Annotated in this window: 22 protein-coding genes; 11 read left to right on the forward strand and 11 right to left on the reverse strand. The window is 65.2% G+C overall.

The window, feature by feature from the left end:
- Positions 1 to 38 precede the first annotated feature (38 nt).
- From BH95_RS01685 to BH95_RS01710, 6 genes are all read right to left on the reverse strand, one after another.
- Positions 39 to 1,880: a peptidoglycan D,D-transpeptidase FtsI family protein gene (locus tag BH95_RS01685; RefSeq protein ID WP_020111972.1), complete on the reverse strand. Its 1,842-nt coding sequence runs from the start codon at positions 1,878 to 1,880 to the stop codon at positions 39 to 41.
- 128 nt (positions 1,881 to 2,008) lie between these two features.
- Entirely contained in the window at positions 2,009 to 2,815 is an 807-nt protein-coding gene (locus BH95_RS01690; RefSeq protein WP_027498849.1) for a hypothetical protein, read from the reverse strand.
- Positions 2,816 to 3,853 (reverse strand): 16S rRNA (cytosine(1402)-N(4))-methyltransferase RsmH, encoded by a 1,038-nt coding sequence (gene rsmH, locus BH95_RS01695; RefSeq protein ID WP_037180767.1) that lies wholly within the window; start codon positions 3,851 to 3,853, stop codon positions 2,816 to 2,818.
- A 249-nt stretch (positions 3,854 to 4,102) separates the two neighbouring features.
- Positions 4,103 to 4,534, reverse strand: coding sequence for a division/cell wall cluster transcriptional repressor MraZ (gene mraZ, locus BH95_RS01700; protein ID WP_019665932.1), 432 nt, complete (start codon positions 4,532 to 4,534; stop codon positions 4,103 to 4,105).
- 511 nt (positions 4,535 to 5,045) lie between these two features.
- Complete coding sequence (locus tag BH95_RS01705) at positions 5,046 to 5,477, reverse strand: DUF3040 domain-containing protein (protein WP_019665933.1); 432 nt, start codon at positions 5,475 to 5,477, stop codon at positions 5,046 to 5,048.
- A gap of 253 nt (positions 5,478 to 5,730) precedes the next feature.
- On the reverse strand, positions 5,731 to 6,174 hold the full coding sequence (locus tag BH95_RS01710; RefSeq protein WP_037180770.1) for an SAV_6107 family HEPN domain-containing protein: 444 nt from the start codon (positions 6,172 to 6,174) through the stop codon (positions 5,731 to 5,733).
- A gap of 192 nt (positions 6,175 to 6,366) precedes the next feature.
- Between BH95_RS01710 and BH95_RS01715 the strand changes: the two genes are divergently transcribed.
- The 5 genes from BH95_RS01715 to BH95_RS01735 are packed head-to-tail and all read left to right on the forward strand — an operon-like array spanning position 6,367 to position 11,322.
- The gene (locus BH95_RS01715; protein WP_037180772.1) at positions 6,367 to 6,981 is read left to right on the forward strand and encodes a GNAT family N-acetyltransferase; all 615 of its coding nucleotides are present in this window, start codon (positions 6,367 to 6,369) and stop codon (positions 6,979 to 6,981) included.
- A gap of 19 nt (positions 6,982 to 7,000) precedes the next feature.
- Complete coding sequence (locus tag BH95_RS01720; protein WP_080733920.1) at positions 7,001 to 8,614, forward strand: phytoene desaturase family protein; 1,614 nt, start codon at positions 7,001 to 7,003, stop codon at positions 8,612 to 8,614.
- Positions 8,611 to 9,426, forward strand: coding sequence for a carotenoid biosynthesis protein (locus BH95_RS01725; RefSeq protein ID WP_208601133.1), 816 nt, complete (start codon positions 8,611 to 8,613; stop codon positions 9,424 to 9,426). Before BH95_RS01720 ends, BH95_RS01725 begins: the two co-directional genes overlap by 4 nt.
- 49 nt (positions 9,427 to 9,475) lie before the next feature.
- Entirely contained in the window at positions 9,476 to 10,174 is a 699-nt protein-coding gene (locus tag BH95_RS01730; protein WP_019665939.1) for an LppM family (lipo)protein, read from the forward strand.
- Positions 10,171 to 11,322, forward strand: a complete 1,152-nt coding sequence (locus BH95_RS01735) for a glycosyltransferase (protein WP_037180777.1) — start codon at positions 10,171 to 10,173, stop codon at positions 11,320 to 11,322. Before BH95_RS01730 ends, BH95_RS01735 begins: the two co-directional genes overlap by 4 nt.
- Positions 11,323 to 11,361: 39 nt before the next feature.
- Here BH95_RS01735 and metF read toward each other — a convergent pair whose 3' ends face one another.
- Positions 11,362 to 12,288, reverse strand: a complete 927-nt coding sequence (gene metF, locus BH95_RS01740; RefSeq protein WP_170947570.1) for a methylenetetrahydrofolate reductase [NAD(P)H] — start codon at positions 12,286 to 12,288, stop codon at positions 11,362 to 11,364.
- A gap of 120 nt (positions 12,289 to 12,408) precedes the next feature.
- Between metF and BH95_RS01745 the strand changes: the two genes are divergently transcribed.
- From BH95_RS01745 to BH95_RS01760, 4 genes are all read left to right on the forward strand, one after another.
- Positions 12,409 to 13,596, forward strand: coding sequence for a polyprenyl synthetase family protein (locus tag BH95_RS01745; protein WP_037180779.1), 1,188 nt, complete (start codon positions 12,409 to 12,411; stop codon positions 13,594 to 13,596).
- 34 nt (positions 13,597 to 13,630) lie between these two features.
- The gene (crtI, locus tag BH95_RS01750) at positions 13,631 to 15,196 is read left to right on the forward strand and encodes a phytoene desaturase family protein (RefSeq protein WP_037160296.1); all 1,566 of its coding nucleotides are present in this window, start codon (positions 13,631 to 13,633) and stop codon (positions 15,194 to 15,196) included.
- Positions 15,197 to 15,339: 143 nt separating this feature from the next.
- Positions 15,340 to 16,986, forward strand: a complete 1,647-nt coding sequence (locus tag BH95_RS01755) for an alpha-(1->6)-mannopyranosyltransferase A (protein ID WP_033188558.1) — start codon at positions 15,340 to 15,342, stop codon at positions 16,984 to 16,986.
- Positions 16,979 to 17,974: a phytoene/squalene synthase family protein gene (locus BH95_RS01760; protein ID WP_037109153.1), complete on the forward strand. Its 996-nt coding sequence runs from the start codon at positions 16,979 to 16,981 to the stop codon at positions 17,972 to 17,974. The genes BH95_RS01755 and BH95_RS01760 overlap by 8 nt, the downstream gene beginning before the upstream one ends.
- Here the strand turns inward: BH95_RS01760 and BH95_RS01765 are convergent.
- Entirely contained in the window at positions 17,946 to 18,317 is a 372-nt protein-coding gene (locus tag BH95_RS01765) for an Rv2175c family DNA-binding protein (RefSeq protein ID WP_019665946.1), read from the reverse strand. The genes BH95_RS01760 and BH95_RS01765 overlap by 29 nt on opposite strands.
- Before the next feature lie 169 nt (positions 18,318 to 18,486).
- Here BH95_RS01765 and pknB point away from each other — a divergent pair, with 169 nt between their 5' ends.
- Positions 18,487 to 20,511 (forward strand): Stk1 family PASTA domain-containing Ser/Thr kinase, encoded by a 2,025-nt coding sequence (gene pknB / locus BH95_RS01770; RefSeq protein ID WP_019665947.1) that lies wholly within the window; start codon positions 18,487 to 18,489, stop codon positions 20,509 to 20,511.
- A 12-nt stretch (positions 20,512 to 20,523) separates the two neighbouring features.
- Here pknB and BH95_RS01775 read toward each other — a convergent pair whose 3' ends face one another.
- Positions 20,524 to 21,912 carry a class II 3-deoxy-7-phosphoheptulonate synthase gene (locus tag BH95_RS01775; protein ID WP_019665948.1) on the reverse strand — a complete coding sequence of 463 codons (1,389 nt, stop codon included), beginning with the start codon at positions 21,910 to 21,912 and terminating at the stop codon, positions 20,524 to 20,526.
- A 61-nt stretch (positions 21,913 to 21,973) separates the two neighbouring features.
- Entirely contained in the window at positions 21,974 to 22,459 is a 486-nt protein-coding gene (locus tag BH95_RS01780) for a polyadenylate-specific 3'-exoribonuclease AS (RefSeq protein ID WP_019665949.1), read from the reverse strand.
- A 254-nt stretch (positions 22,460 to 22,713) separates the two neighbouring features.
- Between BH95_RS01780 and BH95_RS01785 the strand changes: the two genes are divergently transcribed.
- Positions 22,714 to 24,033, forward strand: a complete 1,320-nt coding sequence (locus BH95_RS01785) for a glycosyltransferase 87 family protein (protein ID WP_037180782.1) — start codon at positions 22,714 to 22,716, stop codon at positions 24,031 to 24,033.
- A gap of 16 nt (positions 24,034 to 24,049) precedes the next feature.
- On the opposite strand, the gene BH95_RS01790 is transcribed toward BH95_RS01785, so the two are convergent.
- A complete protein-coding gene (locus BH95_RS01790) occupies positions 24,050 to 24,775 on the reverse strand; it encodes a lysophospholipid acyltransferase family protein (protein ID WP_019665951.1) in 726 nt (241 codons plus the stop codon).
- Between the last annotated feature and the right edge of the window lie 111 nt (positions 24,776 to 24,886).

The following is a 24,886-nucleotide window of genomic DNA, read 5'->3' on the forward strand; positions in this document are numbered from 1 at the left end:
CCCTTTCAGCCGAACCACACGCGAGGTGCGCGTCACTGTCAGTCGGCTTGCAGCACCAATTTCGGTCCGGAAGCAGACAGTGGAACGCTGTCGCGCTGGAGCATCCAACTGGCGATGTTGTGGAACAGCGGCGCTGCAGACTGTCCGCCTGATCCGTCTGCACTCCTGGTCGGGGCGTCCAGCATGATGCCGATGACGTACCGGGGGTCGTCGGCCGGGGCGATGCCGGCGAACGTGATCCAGTAGTTCGAGTTGGAGTAGCAGCCGCATTCCGGATCGACCTGCTGCGCAGTGCCGGTCTTCCCGCTGATCTGGTACCCGGGGATCCCCGCTGCGACACCGGTTCCTCGTTGGTTCCCGGTGTCGTCCTGCGTGACGGAACGGAACATGTCGCGAACGGTCGTCGCGGTCTGTGGGCTCACCACATAGACGCCTTCGGGCCTGTCGGTCTCCGTACGATTTCCGTCCGGGTCGACCGTCGACTTGACGATCCGGGGTGGAATCCGCATCCCGTCGTTGGCGATCGCCTGGTACATCGCCGTCATCTGCAGCAACGACATGGACAGACCCTGACCGATGGGGAGGTTGGCGAACGTGCCGCCGGACCACTGATCCCGACTCGGCACGCTGCCTGCACTCTCTCCTGGAAGCCCGACATCGGTGCGTTGACCTAGCCCGAACCTGGAGAGCATGTCTGCGAAGCGATCTTCGCCGACGCGCTGAGCGAGCATGAGTGTGCCGACGTTCGAGGACTTTCCGAACACACCGGTCGACGTGTAGGGAACCACGCCGTGATCCCACGCGTCCTTCACCGACACACCGGACATGAAGATGTCGCCGGGAACTTGCAACACCTCGTCGGGCGTCGTGAGGCCGTATTCGATTGCGGCGGCGGCAGTGATGATCTTGTTGACCGAACCGGGCTCGAACGGAGTGGAGACGGCGAGGTTGCCCATCTCCTTGTTGCGGTCGTTGTTGCCGACGCCGATACCCGGGTTGAACGTGTTGTCGTTGGACATCGCCAGAACCTCGCCGGTGTGTGCGTCCTGCACGACTGCGGACGCATTCTTCGCACCGGACAGGTCTTTTGCGAGCTGCACCTGTTGTTGGACGTAGTACTGCAGATCCGCGTCGATGGTCAGCTCCACTCCCGAGCCGTTCACCGCGGTCTGCTTGTCGCGCCAGCTGCCGGGTATGACGGCGCCGTCCGACCCGCGGTCGTAGGTCTGCGATCCGTCGGTTCCGGCCAGGGTCGCGTCGAGCGAATCCTCCAGTCCCAGAAGGCCGTGGCCGTCCCATCCTGTCGCGCCCACCATGTTGGCGGCGAGTGATCCACCCGGGTACTCGCGAATGTCCTGCCGCTCGAGGCCGACTTCTTCGAATTCTTCGCTGATCCGTGTCGCCACGGTCGAGTCGACTCCCCGGACTAGGTAGGCGAACGTGTCGTTGCTCTTCAGCTTGGCGAGAATGTCCTTCTCGTTCGCGATGTCACCCAGTTCGTCGTGGATGCCTGCGGCGATCTCGGCCAGCCTGTCGTCGGTTTGGGGCGCAGAGGGATCCTTGGCGCGTGCCTCGTCCAACTCCTGCCGGACGCGCACGGGTTGGAACGTCAGGGCCTTGGCCTCCATCGTGAATGCGATGGGCTTGCCGTTCCTGTCCGTGATGGAGCCTCGTGCTGCTGCGTCCACCAGGGTGGTGGTGCGCTGCGACGCGGCTTCGACGGACAGGCGAGTTCCGTTGACCCCCATGATCCAGACCAACTGCAGTACGACGACACCGAGAATGCCGAACATGACGATGCGGCCGAAGCCGTTGCGGAAGGTGAAGGACGAGGCGTCGAAGCGACTGCCCGCTCTGGGATGCGGGCGACGTGGAGGCACCCCGCCTCGCGCCGGGGCGGGCCTTCGGTCGGACGCAGTGCCGCCGGATGCGTTCCGCCTGGAATCATTCCGCCGGCTCCGCTCGTGCGGCGCTGGTGTACGACGAGTGTTCCCGGATGTCGGCCTGGTCACTGCCGACTACCCGAAGGACTCGCCGACGGGATGCTCATAGGAACCAATTGTTCACCCATGGCTTCGGTTCCCGCGCCATTCGACGTGTTCGGCGTGGCGGATGTGGCTGATGGTGCGACGCCGGACGGTGTACCTGCGCCGTCGGATGCCGCCCGCGTGCCCGACGGGTCGGAGGCCGAGCGTGGAGCAGTCGAGTCCGATGCCGATCGCGGCGCGGTCGTCTGCGGCTGATTGCGCACCTGCAACGGGTTACGGGCCTCGGAATCGGCCGATTGCGACGTGCCTTGCGAGGTGGGTGGATCGAGTGGTGCAACCGGGTTGCCCTGTGCGGGAGCGGGAGTGCCGACGACTTGAACCGAACCGTCTTCCGCCACCACGATGCGCGCAGCGCCCGCGGCAGGGACCATCCCCAACTCCGCGGCTTTGCGCGCGAGTTCCGGTGCGGAATCCGCCAATTCGACATCACGCTGCAGCGACGCACGTTCCTGAACGAGACGCTCGTTGTGAGCCTTCGCATCGCTCAGTACATAGGAGTCACCGGCAGATCTCGTCGTCAACAGCAGTGTCAAACCGAGACCGAGGGACAGGAGTCCGATCACCAACGCGACGAACGGAACTCGCGCACCGATGGACGCGGACATCGTCCTCGCTGCCGCATGTCCGCTCGATGCAAGCTCCACCCCGCGCGAGGACGCGCGTTGTTGACGACGCTCGTACGCCCGCGATGCCGCGCCGGAGCGACCCGAGCCGGCGCCGCGGCGCTGGCGCCGTGTGGTCGGTGACGAAGTCGAGGTAATGGTCATCTACGATCTCCTCGCAATTCGCTCGGCCGCGCGCAGGCGCACCGCGGCCGAGCGCGGGTTCTCCTCGATTTCTTCTTCCGACGCGCGTTCCGCTCCCTTGGTCAGGAGACGAAACTCGGGTCCCATCCCGGGTAGCTCGACGGGAAGCCCCTCGGGGCTTCGTGATTTCACGCGGGGCGTGAGCTCTTTCTTCACCACGCGATCCTCGAGCGACTGGTAGGACATGAACACGACACGTCCTCCGACGGCCAATGCATCGAGTCCGGCGGGTACGGCAGTCTCGAGCGAATCCAACTCGCCGTTCACCTCGACCCGTAGCGCCTGGAAGGTGCGCTTGGCGGGATGACCTCCCGTTCGCCGCGTCGCGGCCGGAATTGCCGAGTAGAGCAGTTCGACGAGGGCCGCGCTCGTGGTGAACGGGGTGGTTTCGCGACGTTTGACGACAGCCGACGCGATGCGTCCGGCAAATCGTTCTTCACCGTACGTGCTGAGCACGCGGGCGATGTCACCGTGCGAGTAGGTGTTCAAAACGTCCGCCGCAGTCAGCCCGACCGTCGGATCCATCCGCATGTCGAGTGGGGCGTCCACCGAGTAGGCGAATCCGCGGTCTGCTTCGTCGAGCTGCATCGACGACACTCCGAGGTCGAACAGAATGGCGTGGACCGAGTCCTGCGGCGCGAAGCCGGACTGCTCGAGGGCGCCGGCAATTCCGTCGTATGTGGTGTGCACGAACGATGTTCGATCCGAGAACTCGTCCAGCCGCCGGCCGGCACGCGCGAGCGCGTCCGGGTCTCGGTCGAGGCCGATCAGATGCAGCGTCGGATAAGTACGCAGGAAGTGTTCGGAATGTCCGCCGAGGCCGAGCGTCGCATCGATCATCACAGGTGTGAGACCTGACGCGTGAGCTGCGGTGAGGGCGGGTCCCAGAAGTTCGTCCGCGCGTTCGAGGCGAACGGGGATGTGTTTCGGCTGGGGCCGGTCGACGGAGTCGTCGCCCTCGGGAGCGCTGTCAGAGGCGGCTGACGATTCGCCTTCCACGATGATTCCTCCCGGTTCGTGCGTCTGCGCGGTGGTGCGTCGAGATCGCGCATCGATCGATGGTGTGGACGAATGCCTCGAGGTCCCTGTCCGATAGGAACCTGACGTCGGGGAAGTACGTCAGGGTCCTGATCTTCGAAACCTGGCGTTGGGGAAGAACGTCAGGGTTCTGATCGGGCAGAGGCCTCGCGGCACTCGGCGGTTGATCCGGGCGGTTACAAGATTCCTGCGGTTACAAGATTCCTGCGGTTACAAGATTCCTTCCAGGGACGCATCCACTGCATCCGAGAAACTCTGCTCACCCTCGGACGAGTAGCGAGCCCAGGCTTCTTCGTTCCAGATCTCGATGAACTCGATGGATCCGTTCACGACGACATTGCGTTCCAGACTCGCGTAGCGCCTGTGGTCCGAGCTGAGCATGATGCGGCCCTGACCATCGAGCTTCTGCTCGTCCGTGCCCGCACCGAGCTGCCTGATGTACGAGCGGGCAACCGGATTGGAACGAGATGCTTCGGTGAGCTTTCTTACCTTTTCCGCGAACGCTTCCTGGGTGTAGATCGCAAGGCTATGGTCTTGACCTTTGCTCACCATCACACCCTCCTTCAGCGCATCCCGGAACTTCGCCGGCAACGTGAGCCGGCCCTTCTCGTCGAGCTTGGGCGTGTAGGTACCGAGGAACACTCGACACCTCCCGCTCTCGCTGCTGCCACCACATTACCCCACTTTCCTCCACTTTCAATCCATCGGGAGGAATATTTTTGGGATGTACCCCAATTACCGCAGGTCAACTTGGTGGTTGATTGTGGGGAAGCGTATCGGCACCGATCGACGATTGTCGACCTACACAGAGCCCCGAACGAGACGATCGAACAAAAGTCCAGGCCAGAAGGTCGCACCCGACAATGGATCGGTCATCGACGATGGTGGTGGTTGAAAGTGGGGATTGCGCAGTTCGCTCCCCCACGCGGTGGGGGGAAGTGGGTGACGAGGTTCTGGTTCGTCCTCGACAGGGCCGGATCGCACCCCCATGCGGGGTGCGGGCCATACACAACCGGGACATACGAAAGCGGTGCCCACCCATTCGGGTGAGCACCGCTTCTGTGGTGTTCCGTTGTCTCTGAATCTATGGCTTTTCCGGCTTCACTGCATCCGGCCCAGTGGCGCAGCGCCTGCGACATGGAGACGGAGAGAACTAGTCCTGTTCGAATCGCTTCCGGAAACGATCTTCCATACGGGAAGTGAAACCGCCGCCGCTCTTGCGGCCGGACTTGGGTTTCGGCCCCGAACTCTTGGGTCCGCCCGAGCCAGTCGCTTCGGACTCCTCCTGTGACGCAGCAGCGCCCTTACGAGACCCACCGAGTAGGAACAGCACACCGGCGCCGAACATGAAGACGAAGCCGACGAGACTGATCACCGGGAAACCACCGGGCTTGAACGGCAGCGCCAGCCCGGCGATGAGCAAAACAAGCCCCAAGACGAACAAAGCGGCCGCTTGGAAGCGACGTTTGCTCGAAGCCGTACGCATACGGCCGCTTCTCACGTGAGAAGCGAACTTGGGATCCTCGGCGTAGAGAGCGCTCTCGATCTGATCGAGCATGCGCTGCTCGTGCTCGGAGAGTGGCACGGTACCTCCCCCTGCACAGATATTAGAAGTCATTTCGGGTGCGAAACGACGGGAAGCTGACTCTGGCGGCTACCTGCTATTGATAATACGAGGTGAATCGACTGCTTACCACCTACTCGGTCCATGTGTTCCTGAGAATGTCCGAAGTTTCCCTGCGCAGACCCCTGACAAGTCGCATGCGGACTCGGCAACTCGACTCCTCCGGCGCACCGAACTCCGGCGAACGACACCACGACCGCAACAGAATCAGCCTTCACGCCGACATCGATCTGGGCGGGAAGAGTGCACGATCCAGACGTGAATCCGCACCGATGAAATCCTCCACCACATGCAGGAAACGGCCGACTTCGCGATAGAACGTGTCCGCAGCGTCCTGGTCGATGGAGCGAGACACACCGGCCTGGAGAGCGGCCCGCAACGATGAGTAGCTCGCGAAGTACTCCGCCCAGGCTTCGAGCTCCGGCTCGGCTTTTGCCAGCAGCACCCATGCGCTGCGTGATCTTGCTCGCGTCGCGGGAGCGACTTCCAGGATGGCAGCCGCTCCACGGAGGGCTGCCATGTAGCAGTCCAGAAATTGGTCGGCGACCGACTCGGCGCCGAGGGAACCCGACAGCAAGGCATCTGCCCGGCCCAGTAGTACACGAGCACGCGGCGACACCGGCGGACGCACATCACCACGGAGAACCTTCGTAGCCATACTCGAACACCTCCCGATTTCGTTCGCCGTTCGTGACCGCAATTTCCGAAACGACCGGACGTCGACGACGATCTAAGGTCAGGGATCCAGCGAGCCCCGCTTCCCTCGGGGTCATCGCCGGATCACCGACATCGAACATCCGTTCGACATATTCAATATAGCTGTGCCCACCGACAAGTCGTCAAGGAAAGGTTGAGAACAGTCGCTACCGACGCGGAACCGACCCCGTACCTGGTCGATCTGTCCGCCCGAGAACTCCGTCGTCGCCTTCCCGAAGCGCTGGCGATCTACGTCGAGGCAATGGGTTACCCGCAAGGCACGGAGTATCACCGCGCCCCGATGTGGTCCGAGCACGTCCTCCGACCCGGATGGTGCGCTGTCGGTGCAGTCCTGCCCACGCCCGACTCCCCTCTCGTCGCCGTCGCGTACGGGTACAGGGGTGCTCGGCATCAGTGGTGGCACCAGCAGGTCAGGGACGGTCTGCGCATATCCGGCGCCGATGACGAGTACGTCGACTCGGTCCTCTCGGACTACTTCGAACTGACCGAGCTGCACGTGTCCCCGCGTGCGCAGGGTCACGGACTGGGCCGTGCCCTGACACGCAGACTCCTTCGCGACCGCCCCGAGCGCACCGTGCTGCTGTCCACTCCGGAAGTGGAGAACGAGAACAACCGCGCATGGCGCCTGTACCGAAGCCTCGGCTTCGGAGACGTACTCCGCGATTTCACCTTCGCGGGCGACCGTCGACCGTTCGCAGTTCTCGGTCACGCACTGCCGTTCGAAACGGACGAACCGCCCAATCGGTGACGATCTATACGCTGGTGCCGTGATCGATGTTCTCGTAGTGGGCTCAGGCCACAATGCCTTGACTTCCGCGTGTTACCTGGCCGACGCCGGCCTGTCCGTCGAAGTCGTGGAGAAGGACACGATCGCCGGTGGTGGTGTGTCGTCCGCCGAGCGCTTTCCCGGACACCGAGTCGACCGTGGCTCGTCTGCTCACATCATGGTTCGGCATACCGGCATCGTCGAGGAACTCGGTCTGGCCGACCATGGTCTCGCCTACGTCGATTGCGATCCGTGGGCGATCGCTCCCGGCGCACCCGGTACCGACGACGAGGCCATTGTGTTTCGTCGCGACCTCGACGCCACCTGTGACTCCATCGCGCGGTCGTGCGGTGCTGCGGATGCGAAAGCGTATCGGACGTTCGTCGCGTCCTGGGGGCCGCGCAGCGCACGCACCATGAAAGCGTTCTCGGCGGCGCCGACGGGAGCCAATCTGGTGCGCTCCTTCTGGGGACTCGATGCGCCGGACGGCGGGAGTGCTCTCTCCCGCGAGTTCCTCACGACCGGCGACGCGCTGCTCGACGCCACGTTCTCGTCGGAGAGGCTGAAAGCTGCCCTCGCATGGTTCGGTGCGCAGTCCGGCCCGCCGATGTCGGAACCGGGCACCGCCCCCATGGTTGGCTTCGCCGCGCTGATGCACACACTTCCACCCGGTCGCGCCGTCGGCGGAAGCGGCGCGTTGACCGAGGCAATGATCTCGAAGCTCGTCGCCACGGGGGGTCGGCTCACCGTCGGTGACGGCGCCGTATCAGTGGCGCGGTCCGGCGACGGGTGGACGACGCACACGGAATCGGGTCGGTCGATTCGCAGTCGCACGGTCGTCGCCGGCTGCCATGTTCTGACGACTCTGGACCTGCTCGACGCCGGAGGATTCGATCGTCGACGAACGGAGGCGTGGCGCCGAGGAATCCGCGTCGGGCCCGGCCTGGGAATGGCGGTCCGACTCGCGACCTCCGCCGTGCCGCAGTATTCCAGTGCACCATCGGTGCAGGACGGTACCTCCGGTCTGCAGTTGCTCGTGCACGATCGTCGGCAACTGCGCCGTGCGCACGGTCACGCCTTGGCAGGAGATCTGCCGCCCGAGCCTGCCGTCCTCGGGATGTCGTTCACTGCAATCGAACCGAGCGTGGCACCGGAGGGTGAACACCAGGTGTCCCTCTGGTCGCAGTGGCATCCGCACACCCTGTCCGACGGACGGCGATGGCGTGCGTCGGACACCGAGCGCGTGGCGACGGATCTTGCGGAGACCGAGGCCGACCGCATCGTGGACTCGCTCGAGTCGTACGCGCCCGGCTTCCGCGACACGATCCTGCACCGTTACGTCCAGTCCCCCACCGACATCGAGCGCGAACTGGGAATGATCGGCGGGAACATCATGCACGTGGAGATGTCCTTGGACCAGATGATGATCTGGCGTCCCGTCCCCGAACTCGCGGGCCATCGTGTGCCCGGTGCGCAGGGGTTGTACCTGACGGGCGCATCCACCCATCCCGGCGGCGGCGTGTCCGCGGCCAGCGGACGGACGGCGGCGAAGATCGCGTTGTCCGACCACGGCGGCGGCCGTGTCCGAGCGTGGCTGGGACGGAAGCGGCGATGAACAGATTCGTGTGGATCCTCGCCGGAAGTGCAGTGACGGCGCAGATCGTCTATCCGCTCGTGAGCGGCTCGAACCGCGATGTCGTGACTGTCGCCGTCGTCGCGCTCCTCGCGGCGTCCGCTCTCGCGCACGCCGCGATCACCCGGGGCGTCAAGTGGGCGGCAGTACTGTTCGTCACCACGGCCGGGCTCGGTATCGTTGCCGAGATCGTCGGCACCGCAACCGGGTTCCCGTTCGGCTCGTACTTCTACGCCACGAGTCGACTCGGCCCGGACATCCTCGGTGTTCCCGCGGTGGTGCCGTTGGCCTGGACGGCCGGCTTCTACCCCATCTGGTGCGCGGTCTCGCTTCTGCTGCACCGTGTCGGTCCGGATCAGCGAGCGCCGCTGCACCGGATCGTCATGACGGCGGTCGCAATGGTCGGTTGGGACCTCTACCTCGACACCCAGATGGTCACGGACGGGCAGTGGACATGGACCTCGCCCATCGCCGGACTCCCCGGGATCCCGTCGATTCCGGTGACGAATTATCTGGGCTGGTTCGTCGTGGCACTGTCGATGGCCGTGATCGTGGAGTTCGCCGGAAAGTCGGTGATCCGGACGGATCCGCCTCGTCTCACAGATTCCGCACCCATCGTCCTGTTCATGTGGACGTGGCTGGGCTCCGCCTTCGCGCACGCAGTCTTCCTCTCCGGTCCCGAATTTCGATTCTCCGCGATCTACGGGTTCGTCGTCATGGGGACCGTCGGCGTTCCCCTCGCGTGGACGTGGACCACCCGATCGAGGCGAAGGACGATCGACACGGCGCGGTGATCGTCACCGTGCGTCGTCGACCGGTCTGGTTCTCTGGCACGATGTCGCTGTGCAGTCGACATCACGCGAACGTAGTACTCGTAGACGGAACCGCATCGCGAAGGTGCTCGCGCTCACCCTGTTGCTCGCGCCGCTACTGACCGGGTGCCTCCGCGCCCAGGTGTCGATCGGTGTGTCCGCGGACGATCGGGTGTCCGGTCAGATCGTGGCCGCGACGATTCCCACGTCGGACGCCGACACCGGCCCCCAGTTGGTCGCACCGTCGACTCTTGCCAGCAAGATCCGCATCCAGGAGTACCGCCAGGACGGATACGTGGGCACCGAAGCTCGATTCAACGATCTGTCCTTCGGAGACGTGCAGACCCTCGGCCAGATGTCCGAACAGGCAACGGGCAGCTATCAACTGGTGCTCCAGCGCGCTGGGGACACCGTCACTCTGGACGGCAAGGCCGATCTGCAGAACGTTCCCGCTCAGGGCACGGACGTGCAGTTCACCATCGCGTTCCCGGCTCGAATCGGTACCACCAACGGAACCCGTGAGGGCGACAACATCATCACCTGGAAGTTGCCGGCGGGTGAGGTCACGTCGATGCGCGCCGAGGTCAACTACCCCGACCCGAACACACGCAGTTTCGCAGGATGGGCAGGAATCGTCGGGGGCGTCACCGTCGGCATCGCAGCGATCGTCGGCGCCATGGCGTGGGTGACACGCAATCCTCCCGTGCGACGCACACCGTCGTCCGTGTGACCGATTTCCGCGACGCGGTCAGGCGGGCGACGGCGGCCGGTGCGGCTCTCGCTGGTGTCGGTGCGGCGACGACGCTCGTCAATGCGCTGTCGATGAGGTCGCTGCGGCGGCCCACATCCGATGTTCCCGGCTCGGTCGCCGTCTGCATACCGGCAAGGAACGAGGTCGATCTGGTCTCGGCGGTCGTCACCGATCTACGGCAGCAGGTTCACTGCCCCACCCTCGAGGTGTTCGTTCTCGACGACGGGTCGACCGACGGCACGTTCGGCGCTGCCGTCGCCGCGGCTGATTCCGATCCACGGTTCGAAGTACGCCGCTCGACGACGGAACCGCCACCGGGATGGACGGGCAAAGCGGCTGCCTGCCGCACGCTGGCGGCGCGAGCTCTGGCGGGCGAGCCCGACTGGATAGCGTTCGTCGACGCCGACGTGCGCCTGTCGGCCGGGGCGATAGCTGCGGCCGTGACGGAGCTCCGACGCGGGCGTAGCGCCCTCGTCAGTCCGTGGCCACGGCAACGGGCGGACAGCGTCGCCGAGCGTCTCGTGCAACCACTCCTGAGTTTCTCCTGGTTGTCGACGCTGCCGGTACGGGTCGCCAACACCTCGACCAGGCCGTCGACCGTCGTTGCGTGCGGTCAGTTCCTGATGTTCGACGCCGCCGCGTATCGAGATGTCGGGGGACACGAGTCGGTCGCGAGCAGCGCCACGGAGGATCTGGACATCGCCCGGGCGCTACGCAGGGCCGGGCACCGTACGGCCGTGGTGTTGGGTGGTGAGCTGGCCCGGTGCCGGATGTACGACGGTTGGTCCGATCTCCGCGCGGGATACAGCCGCTGGCTGTGGAGTGCGTTCGGCGGTCCGGTCGGTTCGACCGCGGTTCTCGGCGCGGCTGCGCTCGCCTACGTGCTTCCGCCCGTCGCTGCAGTGTTCGGCTCGGGCCGTACTCGTCGGTGGGGGCTCGTGGGGTACGGCGCGGCGGTGGCAGCACGTGTCGTGGCCGCCCGAGCCGAGTCGGGGGTCGTCGGTCCAGGAGCTGTTGCTGCAGCGTCGGTTCACCCGGTGTCCGTGCTGCTGTACGGCGCACTGACGGTCGACTCGTTTCTCAGATCGAGGACCGGCTCGATCACCTGGAAGGGTCGTCCGCTCTGACGAGTTCTCCGGGCACGTGCTACCGACAACCGTTGGGTCCTAGACCCTGGCGGCGCACAATCCGAGGTTGGTGAGCACTTCGCGCGTCGCCTTCGCGAAGTTCAGGGTGATGAAGTGCAACGCCGGTGCGCCTTCGGCGATCAGCCGCTCACCGATCTGCGTCGCGAGTTCGATACCCACTTCGCGCACCGCTGCCCTGTCCTCTTCTCGGCCGGTCCCGGCTGCGGCGGTGAAGCGGTCGTCCAACGCTTTCGGCAGCGCAGACCCGGACAGCGCCAGGGCCCGTCGCACCGTGCGAAGCGACGTGATCGGCATGATCTCCGGGACGATGGGCTTTGCCCCCTGCTCGGGGTCGAACGCGGCCACCCGATCTCGCAGACGGAGGTAGTCGTCGACGTCGAAGAACATCTGGGTGATGGAGTACTCGGCTCCTGCACGGAGCTTGTTCACCAGAACCTGGGTGTCCTGTTCCAGATTCAGCGCACGGTAGTGGCCTTCGGGGAACGACGCGACACCGACGTGGAAGTCGCCCAACTCCCGCACGAGCGTGACCAGCTCGTCTGCGTATTCGACACCGTCCGGATGCTTTTCCCAGTCGCCGAGCGGATCACCGGGAGGGTCACCACGAAGGACCAGGATGTTGGAGATTCCGCGGTCCGCATAGGAACCGACCATGGATCGCAGCTCGTCCACACTGTGCGAGACGGCGGTCAGGTGCGCCACGGGCAGCAGCGTCGTTTCCTCGGCTATCTGGCCGGTGACACGCACCGTCCGATCCCTGGTGGACCCACCCGCCCCGTAGGTCATGGACACGAACGCAGGCTGCAGCTGCTCGAATTCCCGCACCGCGCGCCACAAACGCGCTTCACCGGCCTCGTCGCGAGGAGGTGAGAACTCGACGGAGAACGGAATCCGTGCCGCGCCGTCACTGCGCAGCCGGTCCACTATCGACGGCGTCCTCGTCACGAATCCGTCGCTCGACCGCCCCCTGACGGAATCAAATGTCACCGAGACATCATAGATTCTCGCCTGAGGTGGTGCGAGGGAAGGTCGCGGAGCGTGCGAATCGGACGCGGACCGCTACTGTTGAAACCGCAGCCTGCACGTTCGGATCGACTGGAGGATCTTCTGTCCGGGAAAACGACCACGCCCAGCACCGTCGACCTGACGACCGTCGACGCCTCCGTCGGCGCACCGGTCGACTCGGCCGGTGCCACCGCACCTCGCGAGTTGGTCGAGACCGCTCTCGCGGAGTTCTTCGAATCCCGTCGTGAACAGGTCGCCGCCGTGGGCGGTGGGTACGCCTCCGCCGTGCGCGACCTGACCGAATTCGTTCTCCGGGGCGGCAAGCGCGTCCGCCCGTCGTTCGCGTGGAGTGCCTGGCTCGGCGCAGGCGGGCAGCCGTCGGGCGATGCGGCTGCGGCGGTGATCAAAGCCTGCTCGTCGCTCGAGCTGGTTCAGGCCTGCGCACTGATCCACGACGACATCATCGACTCCTCCACGACGCGTCGCGGTTTCCCGACGGTGCACGTTGCTCTCGCCGATCGCCACCGGTCCGCCGGCTGGGCAGGCTCGTCGGCCAGGTTCGGTGAATCGGCCGCGATTCTGCTGGGAGATCTCGCCCTGTGCTGGGCGGACGACATGCTGCGCGAGTCCGGAATCGATGCGGACGCCTCCGCGCGCGTGTCGCCGGTGTGGTCGTCGATGCGACTCGAAGTGCTCGGTGGACAACTTCTGGACATCGAAGCCGAGGCCGGGTTGGACGAGTCCGTCGAGGCAGCGATGCGCGTCAACCGCTACAAGACCGCGGCGTACACCGTCGAACGTCCTCTGCACCTGGGCGCCGCCCTGGCCGATGCGTCACCCGAGCTGATTGCGGCGTTCCGTTCCTTCGGCACCGACATCGGACTGGCGTTCCAACTCCGCGACGATCTGCTCGGCGTGTTCGGCGATCCGGCGATCACCGGGAAACCGTCGGGCGACGACATCCGCGAGGGTAAGAGGACCGTGCTGATGGCCGTTGCGTTGGCCGATGCGGATGGGCCGTCCGCCGCGTTGATCCGCGAGTCGCTCGGCGATCACGAACTGTCCGAGGAGCGTATCGGCGACGTCCGAACGGCGTTGACCGAGCTGGGTGCCGTCGACGATGTCGAACGCAGGATCTCGGATCTCACCGAACGAGCATTCGTGGCGCTCGACAACAGCGAGTGCGAGCCAGGTGCGGCCGAACAACTGCGGCGCATGGGCACAGCAGCAACACAGCGCAAGTACTGACGTACACGCTCCGAACACCTGACGAAAGGCTCACGTGCGCGCCATCAATGGACCCACGAACTCGGTGGTCGTCGTAGGAGCCGGATTGGCCGGTCTCTCGGCAGCACTGCGTCTCCTCGGTGCGGGACGGTCGGTGACGGTGCTCGAACGCGAGCAGTCCGTCGGCGGCCGGGTCGGCATCTATCCCGTACAGGACGAGGACGGATCGCACCTGTACGACATCGACAACGGGGCCAGTGTGCTCACGATGCCCGACCTGATCGAATCCGCCCTCGCCGCCGTGGGTGAGACGTTCCAGTCCGTCACCCCGGCGATCGAACTCGAATCGTTGGCGCCGAGCTATCACACGCGCTACGCCGACGGCACGTCCATCGACGTCTTCGCGGACCCGGAGGTGATGGCCGCGGAGGTGGAGAAGAAGTGCGGCGCTGCCGAGGCCGAGGGGTATCGATCGCTGCGCCGCTGGCTCGCTGCGATCTTCGACTCGGAGTTCGATCGGTACATCGACTCCAACTTCGACTCGCCTCTCGATCTCGTGTCGACTCCGGCGGCCTTGCGCGACACCCTCACCCTTGCCCGTCTGGGCGGGTTCGGCAAGCTCGGACCCAAGGTGGATCGCTTCCTGAAGGACGATCGCTTGCGTCGAGTGTTCACTTTCCAAGCCCTGTACGCGGGGATGGCGCCTGCGCGGGCACTCGCGGTCTACGGCGCGATCGCTCACATGGACACTTCGCTCGGGGTGTACTTCCCCGTGGGCGGAATGGCGACGATCGCGGCGGGAATGGCCGATGCAGTCCGCAAGCACGGCGGTTCCGTCGTCACCGGCACCGAGGTCGCGGACATCGTGGTCACCGACGGCCGGGCGACGTCGGTGGTCACGTCCGACGGCACCGAGTTTCCGTGTGACGCACTTGTCCTGACGCCGGATCTCCCCGTCGTCGACGCGCTGTTGGACCGAGCGGACGTCACTTCCGCGGGCCGACGCCGTGGCTACGGCCGGGTGTCGCCGTCGGCGGTGGTCTTCCACGGCACCGTGCCCACGTCCGTGACCGCGACGTGGCCGAGCGAGTCGCACCACACCATCGACTTCGGGGCGGACTGGGCGGCAACTTTCCGCCGTATCACCGCTCGTTCCGGGCGTGGCTCCCTCATGAGCGATCCGTCGCTACTGATCACGCGTCCCTCGGTGTCCGATCGGTCGTTGCTGGTTCAGCGGGGTGGAACGGCGTGTGAGCCGGTGTCCGTGCTCGCCCCGTGTCCCAATCTGGACAGCGCACCACTGGACTGGGCGCGGCTGCGCGACCCTTACGTCCAGGAGCTGGGGATCGAGCTGGAGCGCCGCGGGTACCACGGGATACGGTCGATGACGATCGATCACATCGACACGCCGCAGACGTGGGCCGATCGCGGGATGGTGGAAGGATCGCCGTTCTCCTCGGCTCATGTCTTCCGTCAGACCGGCCCGTTCCGACGTCGGAATCTCGTGGCCGGGCTCTCGAACGTCGTGTTGGCGGGTTCGGCGACCACGCCGGGTGTCGGCGTGCCGACGGTACTGGTGTCCGGCAAACTGGCCGCCGAGAGAATCGTCGGCGCACCGTGACATCCGCCCGAGTCGCGGGATGGTTCGGATCGTGCGAAATCACCAACTAAACTGACTGCGGCCATCGGCGCGGTGCTTCGTGTTCACCGTCCGGACCACACGCACTTCAAGTCCGCGACACCGAGAGGAGGATGACAGCAACGATGTCCCCGGTTCAGGGTTCGGCCCCATCCGAGAAACCCGGCGACAGCACCGTTTCGAGCACTGCTTCCTCCTCGGGTGCGGCGGGTGATTCCCGGGTTCGACACCTCGCTTCGTTTCTTCGTAGTCCGGAAGGCCACGCTGCCGTCCTCGGCGTCGTGGGCGCGGCGCTCATCACGTTCGGTGGCTTCGGCGCAGGCAGTGTCCGGCGCCGCGATCCGTTGCTCGAAGCCATGCACCTGTCGTGGCTACGGTTCGGCCACGGTCTGATTCTCTCCAGCATCCTCGTGTGGGTCGGTGTCCTTCTGATGATCGTCGCCTGGGTCCGGCTGGGCCGCGCGACGCTCGGTGGCCGCACCTCGCTGCGAGAGTTGCGTTGGGTAGTCCCGGCGTGGACGGCGCCGTTGTTGCTGGCCGTCCCGATGTTCAGCCGGGATGCATACTCGTACTTGGCGCAGGGGGCGTTGCTACGCGACGGCTTCGACCCGTACGCCGTCGGTCCGGTGGCCAATCCCGGAATGCTGTTGGACAACGTGAGCAATGTCTGGACCACGACGACGGCACCGTACGGGCCGCTGTTCCTCCTGCTGGGTCAAGCCATCACGAGTATCACCGGCGACAACGTCGTGGCGGGGACGATGCTGCTGCGGATCACGATGCTGCCGGGCCTCGTGTTGATGATGTGGGCCGTCCCACGTCTGGCGTCGCACCTCGGCGGCAAGCCCGCTATCGCGCTGTGGCTCGCCGTCCTCAACCCACTCGTACTCATCCATCTGATCGGCGGCGTTCACAACGAGCTCCTGATGGTCGGTCTGATGACCGCTGGAATCGTCCTGGTTCTCGAACGCAAGCACGTTGCGGGCGTCGCGCTGGTCGCGGTGGCGGTCGCGATCAAGGCAACGGCCGGGCTGGCGTTGCCGTTCATGGTGTGGATCTGGATGATTCACGAACGGGAGAAAGCCGTCGCGGAGAATCGTGCACCGTCCTCCCCCATCGTGTCGTTCGCCAAGACAGCGGGAACCGGCGCAGGAGTGTTCGCCGCGGTGTTCGCGATCGCGTCCGTCGTGGCCGGTGTCGGAATCGGGTGGCTGACGGCGTTGTCCGGCTCGGCCAAGATCATCAACTGGCTATCCCTGCCCACGATCCTCGCGCACCTCGTCACCGTCAGCACGTCGTGGTTCCTGGATCTCCGTCTCGGCCCTGTACTCGAAGTGACACGGATGCTGTGTGCGCTCGCGTTGGCGGTCATCATCGTCGGTACCTGGTGGTTGTTCCGCAGAACCGAACGGGACGCGGTGAAGGGCATCGTCATCGCGCTCGTCGCTATCGTCGTTCTCTCCCCCGCCGCTCTGCCGTGGTACTACTCGTGGCCGCTGGCGCTCGCGGCCGGTTTCGCGTTGTCGACCAGGACGTTGATGGTTCTCGTGGGGCTGTCCACCTGGTTGATGCTCGTGTTCCGGCCCGACGGATCGATCGGGCTGTACACGGTTGCGCATGTCGCGCTCGCAACGTTCGCGGCCGTGGTCGCTGCGGTGTCGTTGACTCGGGTGGATCCGCTCCGCCTACGCGGACACCCCGAGAAGAGAAGTCCGAGGAAGACGTCCGAGCTCGACACGACGGACCGCACGAGTACGGCCGACCATGGGTGAACTCGACGCGATCGACCCAGCGCTGCACGACGCATACCGCCTGTGCCGGGATCTCAATGCCCGCCACGGTAAGACGTACTTCCTCGCGACGAGGCTTCTTCCGGTCGAGAAGCGCGCTGCCGTGCATGCTCTCTACGGGTTCGCGCGCATGGTGGACGACATCATCGACGTCGACGTCGACGGGTCTCTGACCGAAACGGACACGGCTGCAACGTCTCTGGCGCCCGCGGACGAACGTGCGGCCGCCTCCGTCGACGAGCTCGAACTGCGAGTGACGGCGGCTCTGAACGGCGAGCAACTCGGCACCGGTCCGTCGGACATGGTCCTTCGCGCCTTCGTGGACACCGTGAACCGGTACCACATCGATCACGAGTACTTCCGTGCGTTCTTCCATTCGATGCGCATGGACATCCCGGGCACCGAGTTCTTCAAGGCCCGCTACCGGACCATGCCCGAACTTCGTGAATACATGTACGGGTCCGCGGCCGTCATCGGCCTCGAGATGCTGCCCATTCTGGGCACCGCCGTCGACGGTGCGGAGGAGCCTGCCGCTGCCCTCGGCGAAGCCTTCCAGCTGACCAACTTCATTCGGGACATGGGCGAGGACCTCGACCGAGACCGGATCTACCTGCCCACCGACGAGCTAGCGGCGTTCGGCGTGGACGAGGATCTTCTTCGGTACTGCCGTCGGGAGAAACGAACCGATCCGCGGGTGGACCGCGCGCTTGCCCACTTGATCGTGCACACCCGTGCGATCTACCGGGTCGCGGATCCAGGGATCGATTTTCTCGATCCTCGGGTGCGCCCAGGTATGCGGACCGCGTCGCTCCTCTACAGCGGAATTCTGCGCGAGGTCGAGGAGAACGGCTACCGAGTGCTGTTCGAGCGCGCGCGGGTGTCGCGCGGACGGAGGCTGTCGGTGGCGGCGCCGAGGCTGCTCGCCACCGGGTGGATCAACCTCAGAACGCCATCGCCTGCGCGCGCCTGATCACCTCGCGCATGAGGTGACCGTGCATCGCGTCGATAGGCCGACCGGGGAGGCTGTCGTCGGCCTCGAACAGCCACTTCAGAATCTCCTCGTCCTCGAATCCGCCGTCGTGGAGAACGGCGAGCAGTCCGGGAAGTCCTTTGACGATCTCGCGGCGTTCGGCGTCGAGAAAGACCTCGGGTACGCCGGGGACGCGTTCACGCTTGACTGCCAGGAGCTGGCGGTCGCGAAGCATCTGCTCGACCCTCGACTTCGGAACCTCGAGGATTTTGCTCACGTCCGTCAGCTGTAGCAGCGATTCGGACGGATCGAGGACGTCGCCTGAGTAAGGGATTGTGCTCACTGCAGTAACGTTAACTGCTTCGGTCTCGTATACGAAAAACGCCCGTACCGCGCACGAACGCGGGCCGAGACGACGTCGGTGCTCGGTGCGGCCGAGACGAAGTCGATACCAACCCTGGCTACCATCACGTAGGCAGCGCCCACTTTTTCCACAGGAGGTAGACGAGGTGATGTGGAAAGATCTGCATGGATCCGTTTCGACGGGTTCGTTGCTGGATCGGCGCTACCGGATCGACGCGCCCATCGCACGTGGCGGAATGTCGACCGTGTACCGCGCACTCGACACCCGGCTGGACCGACCGGTCGCAGTCAAGATCATGGACCCCAAGTTCGCCGAGGATCCGCAGTTCGTCGCCCGGTTCGAGTTCGAGGCGAGGGCCGTGGCCAGGCTCAACAATCCGGGCCTCGTCGCTGTGTACGACCACGGCCGAGACGGAGAGTTCGCGTTTCTGGTCATGGAGTTGGTGGAGGGCGGAACCCTGCGCGAACTTCTCCGTGAGCGTGGGCCGATGCCGCCGCACGCGGCTGCCGCAGTGGTCCGACCGGTTCTCGACGCCCTGGGTACCGCTCACCGTGCAGGCCTCGTTCACCGCGACATCAAACCCGAGAACATTCTCATCTCGGACGGCGGGGACGTGAAGATCGCCGATTTCGGCCTCGTTCGAGCCGTGGCGGCCTCGAATGCCACGTCGAGTTCCGTCATTCTGGGCACAGCCGCCTATCTCTCGCCCGAACAGGTGACGACCGGGTCCGCCAATGCGGGCAGCGACGTGTACGGCGTGGGTGTCGTCCTGTTCGAGTTGCTGACCGGGCGTACCCCCTTCAACGGTGACACGTCCCTCTCGATCGCGTACCAGCGGATCGACAACGATGTTCCCCATCCCAGCGCGTACATCGCTGGTGTACCGCCGGAATTCGACGAGCTGGTGGCCCGCGCCACCGATCGAGACCCGGCCTCCAGGTTCCAGAACGCCGACGAGATGGCACGTGCGCTCCGCGTGGTGTGTGGACGGTTGGAACTGCCCCCGTACCGCGTGCCTGCGCCGCGGCGTTCGGCCGAACATCGCAGTGCTGCAGCGTTGGGTGCGCCCACCACGTTCGCCGGCGAGCGCCCCGCCGCCGAACCACCCACCCAGGTGGTGTCGTCCACGCCCCCACCGGATGCTGTGGTGCATCACACCCGCGTTCAGACTGCACCGACGTATCGCGGCGACGCTTCGGGACCGACCGTCGACGACGACTCGGCCGATGCCGCACCGTCGCGCGCACCGGGTCGCCGCGAGTACCAGTTCCCCGACTTCGATGCCGACCGGCAGCGTTCGCGCCGAGCCATCGTCATCTGGCTGACCATCGTCGCGCTACTGGCGGTCGCCGTGGGAATCGGAGGTTGGTGGATGGGATCGGGCAGATACACCTCCGTCCCCGAAATCGGCGGATTGGATCTGCAGAGCGCACAGAGCACGCTCGCGGCCGCGGACCTGGAGAACACCGTCCAGGGCACCTACTCGGACACCATGCCGGTCGATGCTCTGATCGGCACCGACCCGGCCTCCGGTTCACGGGTGGCGAAGGGCGACACCGTCGACGTGCTCGTGTCGCTGGGCAAGCCGACCGTTCCGGACATCACGTCGAACATCTCGATCGGTGACATGCAGGATCTGTTGCGTGAGCGAACTTTCGAACCGGTCGACGGCGGTGAGGCTTTCAGCACCACCGCACCCGTCGGCGGGGTCGCGGCGTTGGATCCGGCGCCGGGAACCACACTCGCCGTCGGCGACACCGTCAAGATCCTGCGTTCCAAAGGCGCACCGCCGGTGGATGTTCCGGACGTGAACGGCTTGACGGCCGAGGAGGCGACGGCAGCGCTCGCCGCCGTCGACATCTCGGTGTCAGGCACCCAGGAGCAGTTCGACAAGGACGTCGACGGCGGCCGCGTCGCGGGTACGTCACCGGAGATCGGCACGTCCGTCACCGCGGGAAGCAGTGTGGAACTGCAGATCTCGAACGCGGTGTCGGTGCCGTCACTGCTCGGCCGGTCCGTCGGCTCGGCACGAGAGACGGTTCAGCGGTTGGGCTTGGACGTACAGGTCCGTCAGGTCTTCGACACCGACGGCTCACTCGTGGTGTCGCAGACCCCGGGACCTGGATCCAGAGTGGCCCCGGGGTCGACGGTCACCGTCGTGTCGTTGCCCTGATGCGGCAGTACTTCAGCCGCGCAGCATCTCCGCGACCAGGAAGGCGAGTTCGAGCGACTGCTGAGTGTTGAGCCTGGGGTCGCACGCTGTCTCGTAGCGCCCGGCCAGATCCAGATCCGAGATCTCCTGAGCGCCACCGAGGCACTCGGTGACGTTGTCCCCGGTCAACTCGACGTGCAGTCCACCCGGATGCGTTCCGAGCGCGCGGTGGATCTCGAAGAAGCCCTGAACCTCGTCGACGATTCGGTCGAAGTGTCGCGTCTTGTATCCCGTCGACGCCTCGTGCGTGTTCCCGTGCATGGGGTCGCACTGCCAGATGACCTGGTGTCCGGTGGCCTGCACCTTCTCGATGATGGGCGGCAGTAGCTCACGGACCTTGCCGTTGCCCATCCGCGAGATGAGGGTGAGCCGGCCGGGCTTGTTCGTCGGGTCGAGGCGTTCGACGTATTCCACGGCCATGTCCGGCGTGGTGGACGGCCCGATCTTCAGCCCGATGGGATTGTTGATCAACTCTGCGAGCGCGATGTGCGCCCCGTCGAGCTGACGGGTCCGGTCGCCGATCCACAGGAAGTGCGCGGACAGGTCGTACAGCTTGGGATGCTCGGCGTCAGCGTTGTCCAGCCGCAGCATCGCGCGCTCGTAATCCAGTACCAGTGCCTCGTGACTGGCGAAGATCTGCGCGGTTTCAAGGTTGGGATCCTTGACACCACAGGCGTCCATGAACCGCAGACCACGATCGATCTCCCCCGCCAACGCCTCGTACCGGGCACCGGCAGGCGAGTTCTGGACGAACTCACGGTTCCAATCGTGCACCTTGTGCAGATCTGCCATACCTGCGCCGGTCAGGGCGCGCACGAGGTTCATCGCAGCGCTCGCGTTGGCGTACGCGCGCACCAGGCGAGACGGATCGTGCTGGCGGACAGCCTCGTCCGCGACGAGGGAGTTGACCATGTCACCGCGGTAGGACTTGAGGCCCAGCGCGTCGACATCGGCCGACCTGGGCTTGGCGTACTGGCCGGCGATCCTGCCTACCTTGACCACCGGCAGGCTCGCGCCGTACGTCAGAACGACCGCCATCTGCAGCAAGGTGCGGATGTTGCCCTTGATGTGCGGCTCCGTGTTGTCGACGAACGTCTCCGCACAATCACCACCCTGGAGCAGGAAGGCCTCACCCCGCGCGACCGCGGCCAGCTGGTCCGACAAGGACTCGACCTCGCCTGCGACGGTGATCGGGGGAACGCTCTCGAGCACTTTCCGCATGTCGGCTGCCTGGGCCGAATCCCACGACGGCTGCTGCGCCGCCGGCCGTGCGAGCGCGTCGTCGAGTTGCTGGCGCAATGTCGACGGCAAGGGCGGCAGGTCGGGCAAGCGGTCGATGGGTACGTCGACAGTCCAGTTCACCGCTACAGGATATTCGCACCGATACCGGTGCCGGCGTCGGGCTCCCCTGTCTGTCGCCGTGTCAGCTCGAGGCGTCCTCGACGGCCCTGTATTTGGCGAGATTGTGCCGGGCGTCGGCCAATGCGTCGTGTGCATCGTCGGGAGCGGGAGGCAGATATGGACTACCTCGGTCCTCCCAGTGTTGACGAAGCTCGCGAGTGAACCGCGGCAGCGATCGAGGCAGCTCGGTCATCGACCCCCAGAGCTGGCAGAGCGCGACATGGTCGTATGCGGCGACCCAGGCCCACAGCTCCACTTCGGCACCCGGGTACGGCACCAGGAACTCCAGCAGCTCGTCGCGGATTCTCGCGCGGCTCTTCCACAGCGGCGACGAGTACGGTGGCAGCTTGGGAAGGACGTTCCGGCGGACCCACTTGCCCGCCCGCTCGGGATCGAACTCGGAGGACACGGCGTAGAACTCACGTCCGTCCTCGGAGACCACAGCGATCGAGACCAGCTCGATTGTGCGACCATCCTCGATGAACTCGGTGTCGTAGAAGTAGCGCACGCTTCGAAGACTATCGGGCAGCCACAGGGTCGGCGTGAGTGGAGCCTGCGGAATGAATCAGGCTCAGCAGTGAGTGGAGCCTGCGGAATGAATCAGGCTCAGCAGTGAGTGGAGCCTGCGGAACGAATCAGGCTCAGCAGTGAGTGGAGCCTGCGGAACGAATCAGGCTCAGCAGTGAGTGGAGCCTGCGGAAGAATCGGGGTGGGTGGTGCCACACCGTCGTCAATCGCTATCGAGCACGCAGAAGGAACACGATGCTGGAAACACCCGAGATCGCCGCGGATCCGTCGGCGGGATCGACGCGACGTCGCACGTCGCCGTCGCTCGTCGCCGTGTGCGTGATCATCGCGGCCGCAGCGTTGGCGGGCATCGCGTACAACATTCTCGGCTTGCCCGGTTTACGTGGGCTGACACCTCTCGGGAACTACTACCGGATCGACCTGGACGTCTACCGAATCGGCGGTGGCGTGTTCGCGTCCGGTTCGCCGTTGTACGGGCAGATGCCTCCGACTGCGCTGGGCAACACTCTTCCCTTCACGTACCCGCCCATTGCCGCTGTTCTGTTCAGTCCGTTGTCCGCGGTGAGCCTGTACTGGGCGAACATCATCGTGACGAGTGTGTCGCTGGTGTTGCTGTTCGCCACCATCGTGCTGACGTTGAGGTCGCTCGGCGTGGCGTCTTCCCTCGGCGCCTCGGTGTCCGCATGGAGGGAACAGCACCTACCCGGTCCTGTTCTGTTGTGGTCCGCGGCCGGGATCTTCGCCGCTGCGCTTCTGCTCGAGCCCGTGTTCTCGACTCTCGACTACGGGCAGATCAACATCGTGCTGATGGCGTTCGTCGCCGCCGACTGCCTGCTTCGTAAGACTCCGTGGCCGCGCGGACTCCTCATCGGTTTCGTTGCCGCGGTGAAGCTGACACCTGCCGTTTTCGTCCTGTACTTCCTGCTTCGCAAGGACTTTCGTGCTGCCGTCGTAGCCGGTATCAGCTTTGCTGCGTTCACCGCACTCGGATTCCTGATCACGTTCTCGGACTCGGTGACCTACTGGACCGACACATTGATCGATTCCGACCGAATCGGTAGGCCCGCGTACCCCGCGAATCAGAGCATCACCGGTGTGCTCGCGCGATTCGGACTCGAAGATTCGCTTCGCTCGGTTCTCTGGATCGCCCTGTCGTGCTGCGTCCTCGCGGTGGCGGCGCTTGCGATGCGCCGAGCTCTCTCGGCCGGGCAAGGCGCCCTGGCCCTGGGAGTGAACGCGATCTTCGGTTTGCTGGTGTCTCCGGTGTCCTGGTCTCACCACTGGGTATGGGTGGTTCCGTTCATGGTGGCACTTACTGCACTCGCCTACCGCAGGCGTAGCTACCTGACGCTGGCGTTCGTCGGCGTCGGCGTCGTCCTGATGCACTTCGCGCCGCACTGGCGGCTGGCACCCGGCCGCTACTCGGGACTCGGGTGGCCGCTGTGGGACCAGGTAGCGGCGTCGTCGTACGTTCTCTGGGGCGCCGCTGCTCTCGTCGTCGTCATCGCGCTGCTTCGCTCGCCCGGAGTCGGTCGAACCCCGTCTTCGTCCTGACGACCCCGCAGAACACTCAGCTCGCGCGGGTGTCCGGGATTCGCTCGGAACCTGCGACGGCGGAGTCCTCGGGCTTCTTCTTCATCGACGCCGCGTACACGTCCACGTACTCCTGACCGGACAGCAACATCAGGTCGTACATGACTTCGTCGGTGACTGCGCGCTCGACGAAGCGGTTGCCCGCCATGCCGTCGAAGCGCGAGAAGTCGATGGGCTTACCGATCTTGATGGTGATCTTCGCCGGACGCCACATCTTGGAACCGATGGGGTTCATCTTGTCGGTGCCGATCATCGCGACGGGAACCACCTGAACACCGGTCTGCAGAGCAAGCCGCGCCATGCCCGTCTTGCCCTTGTACAACCGACCGTCGGGCGAACGGGTGCCCTCGGGATAGATACCGAGGAGCTTGCCCTTGCCGATGACTCGCGCGCCTGCATTCAACGCGTCCTGCGCCGCATCCGCTCCGGTCCGGTCGATGGGGACCTGACCGACCGCGGTGAAGAACCACTTCTGGAATGCGCCCTTGAGCCCGGGGCCGGTGAAGTACTCGCTCTTCGCGAGGAACGTGATGCGCCGCTGCACTTTCAGCGGCAGGTAGAACGAGTCGAGAACCGCCTGATGGTTGCTGGCGAGGATCATCGGTCCTCGCGCAGGAATGTTCTCGAGGCCCTCTATCGTCGGCCTACCCAGTGCAACCAGGAGCGGACCGATGAGGACGTACTTGAACAGCCAGTACCACATGGCGTCCTTTCTGGTGAGACCAACGATGTCGAGTATCGGGTGCAGAGGAAACTGTACCTACCGTTTATGACGCCAGCCACAGATAGTGCGCACACGGGAGAAGCATCACAG

Origin of the sequence: Rhodococcoides fascians A44A (assembly GCF_000760735.1) — a bacterium.
Lineage (GTDB): Bacteria > Actinomycetota > Actinomycetes > Mycobacteriales > Mycobacteriaceae > Rhodococcoides > Rhodococcoides fascians_E.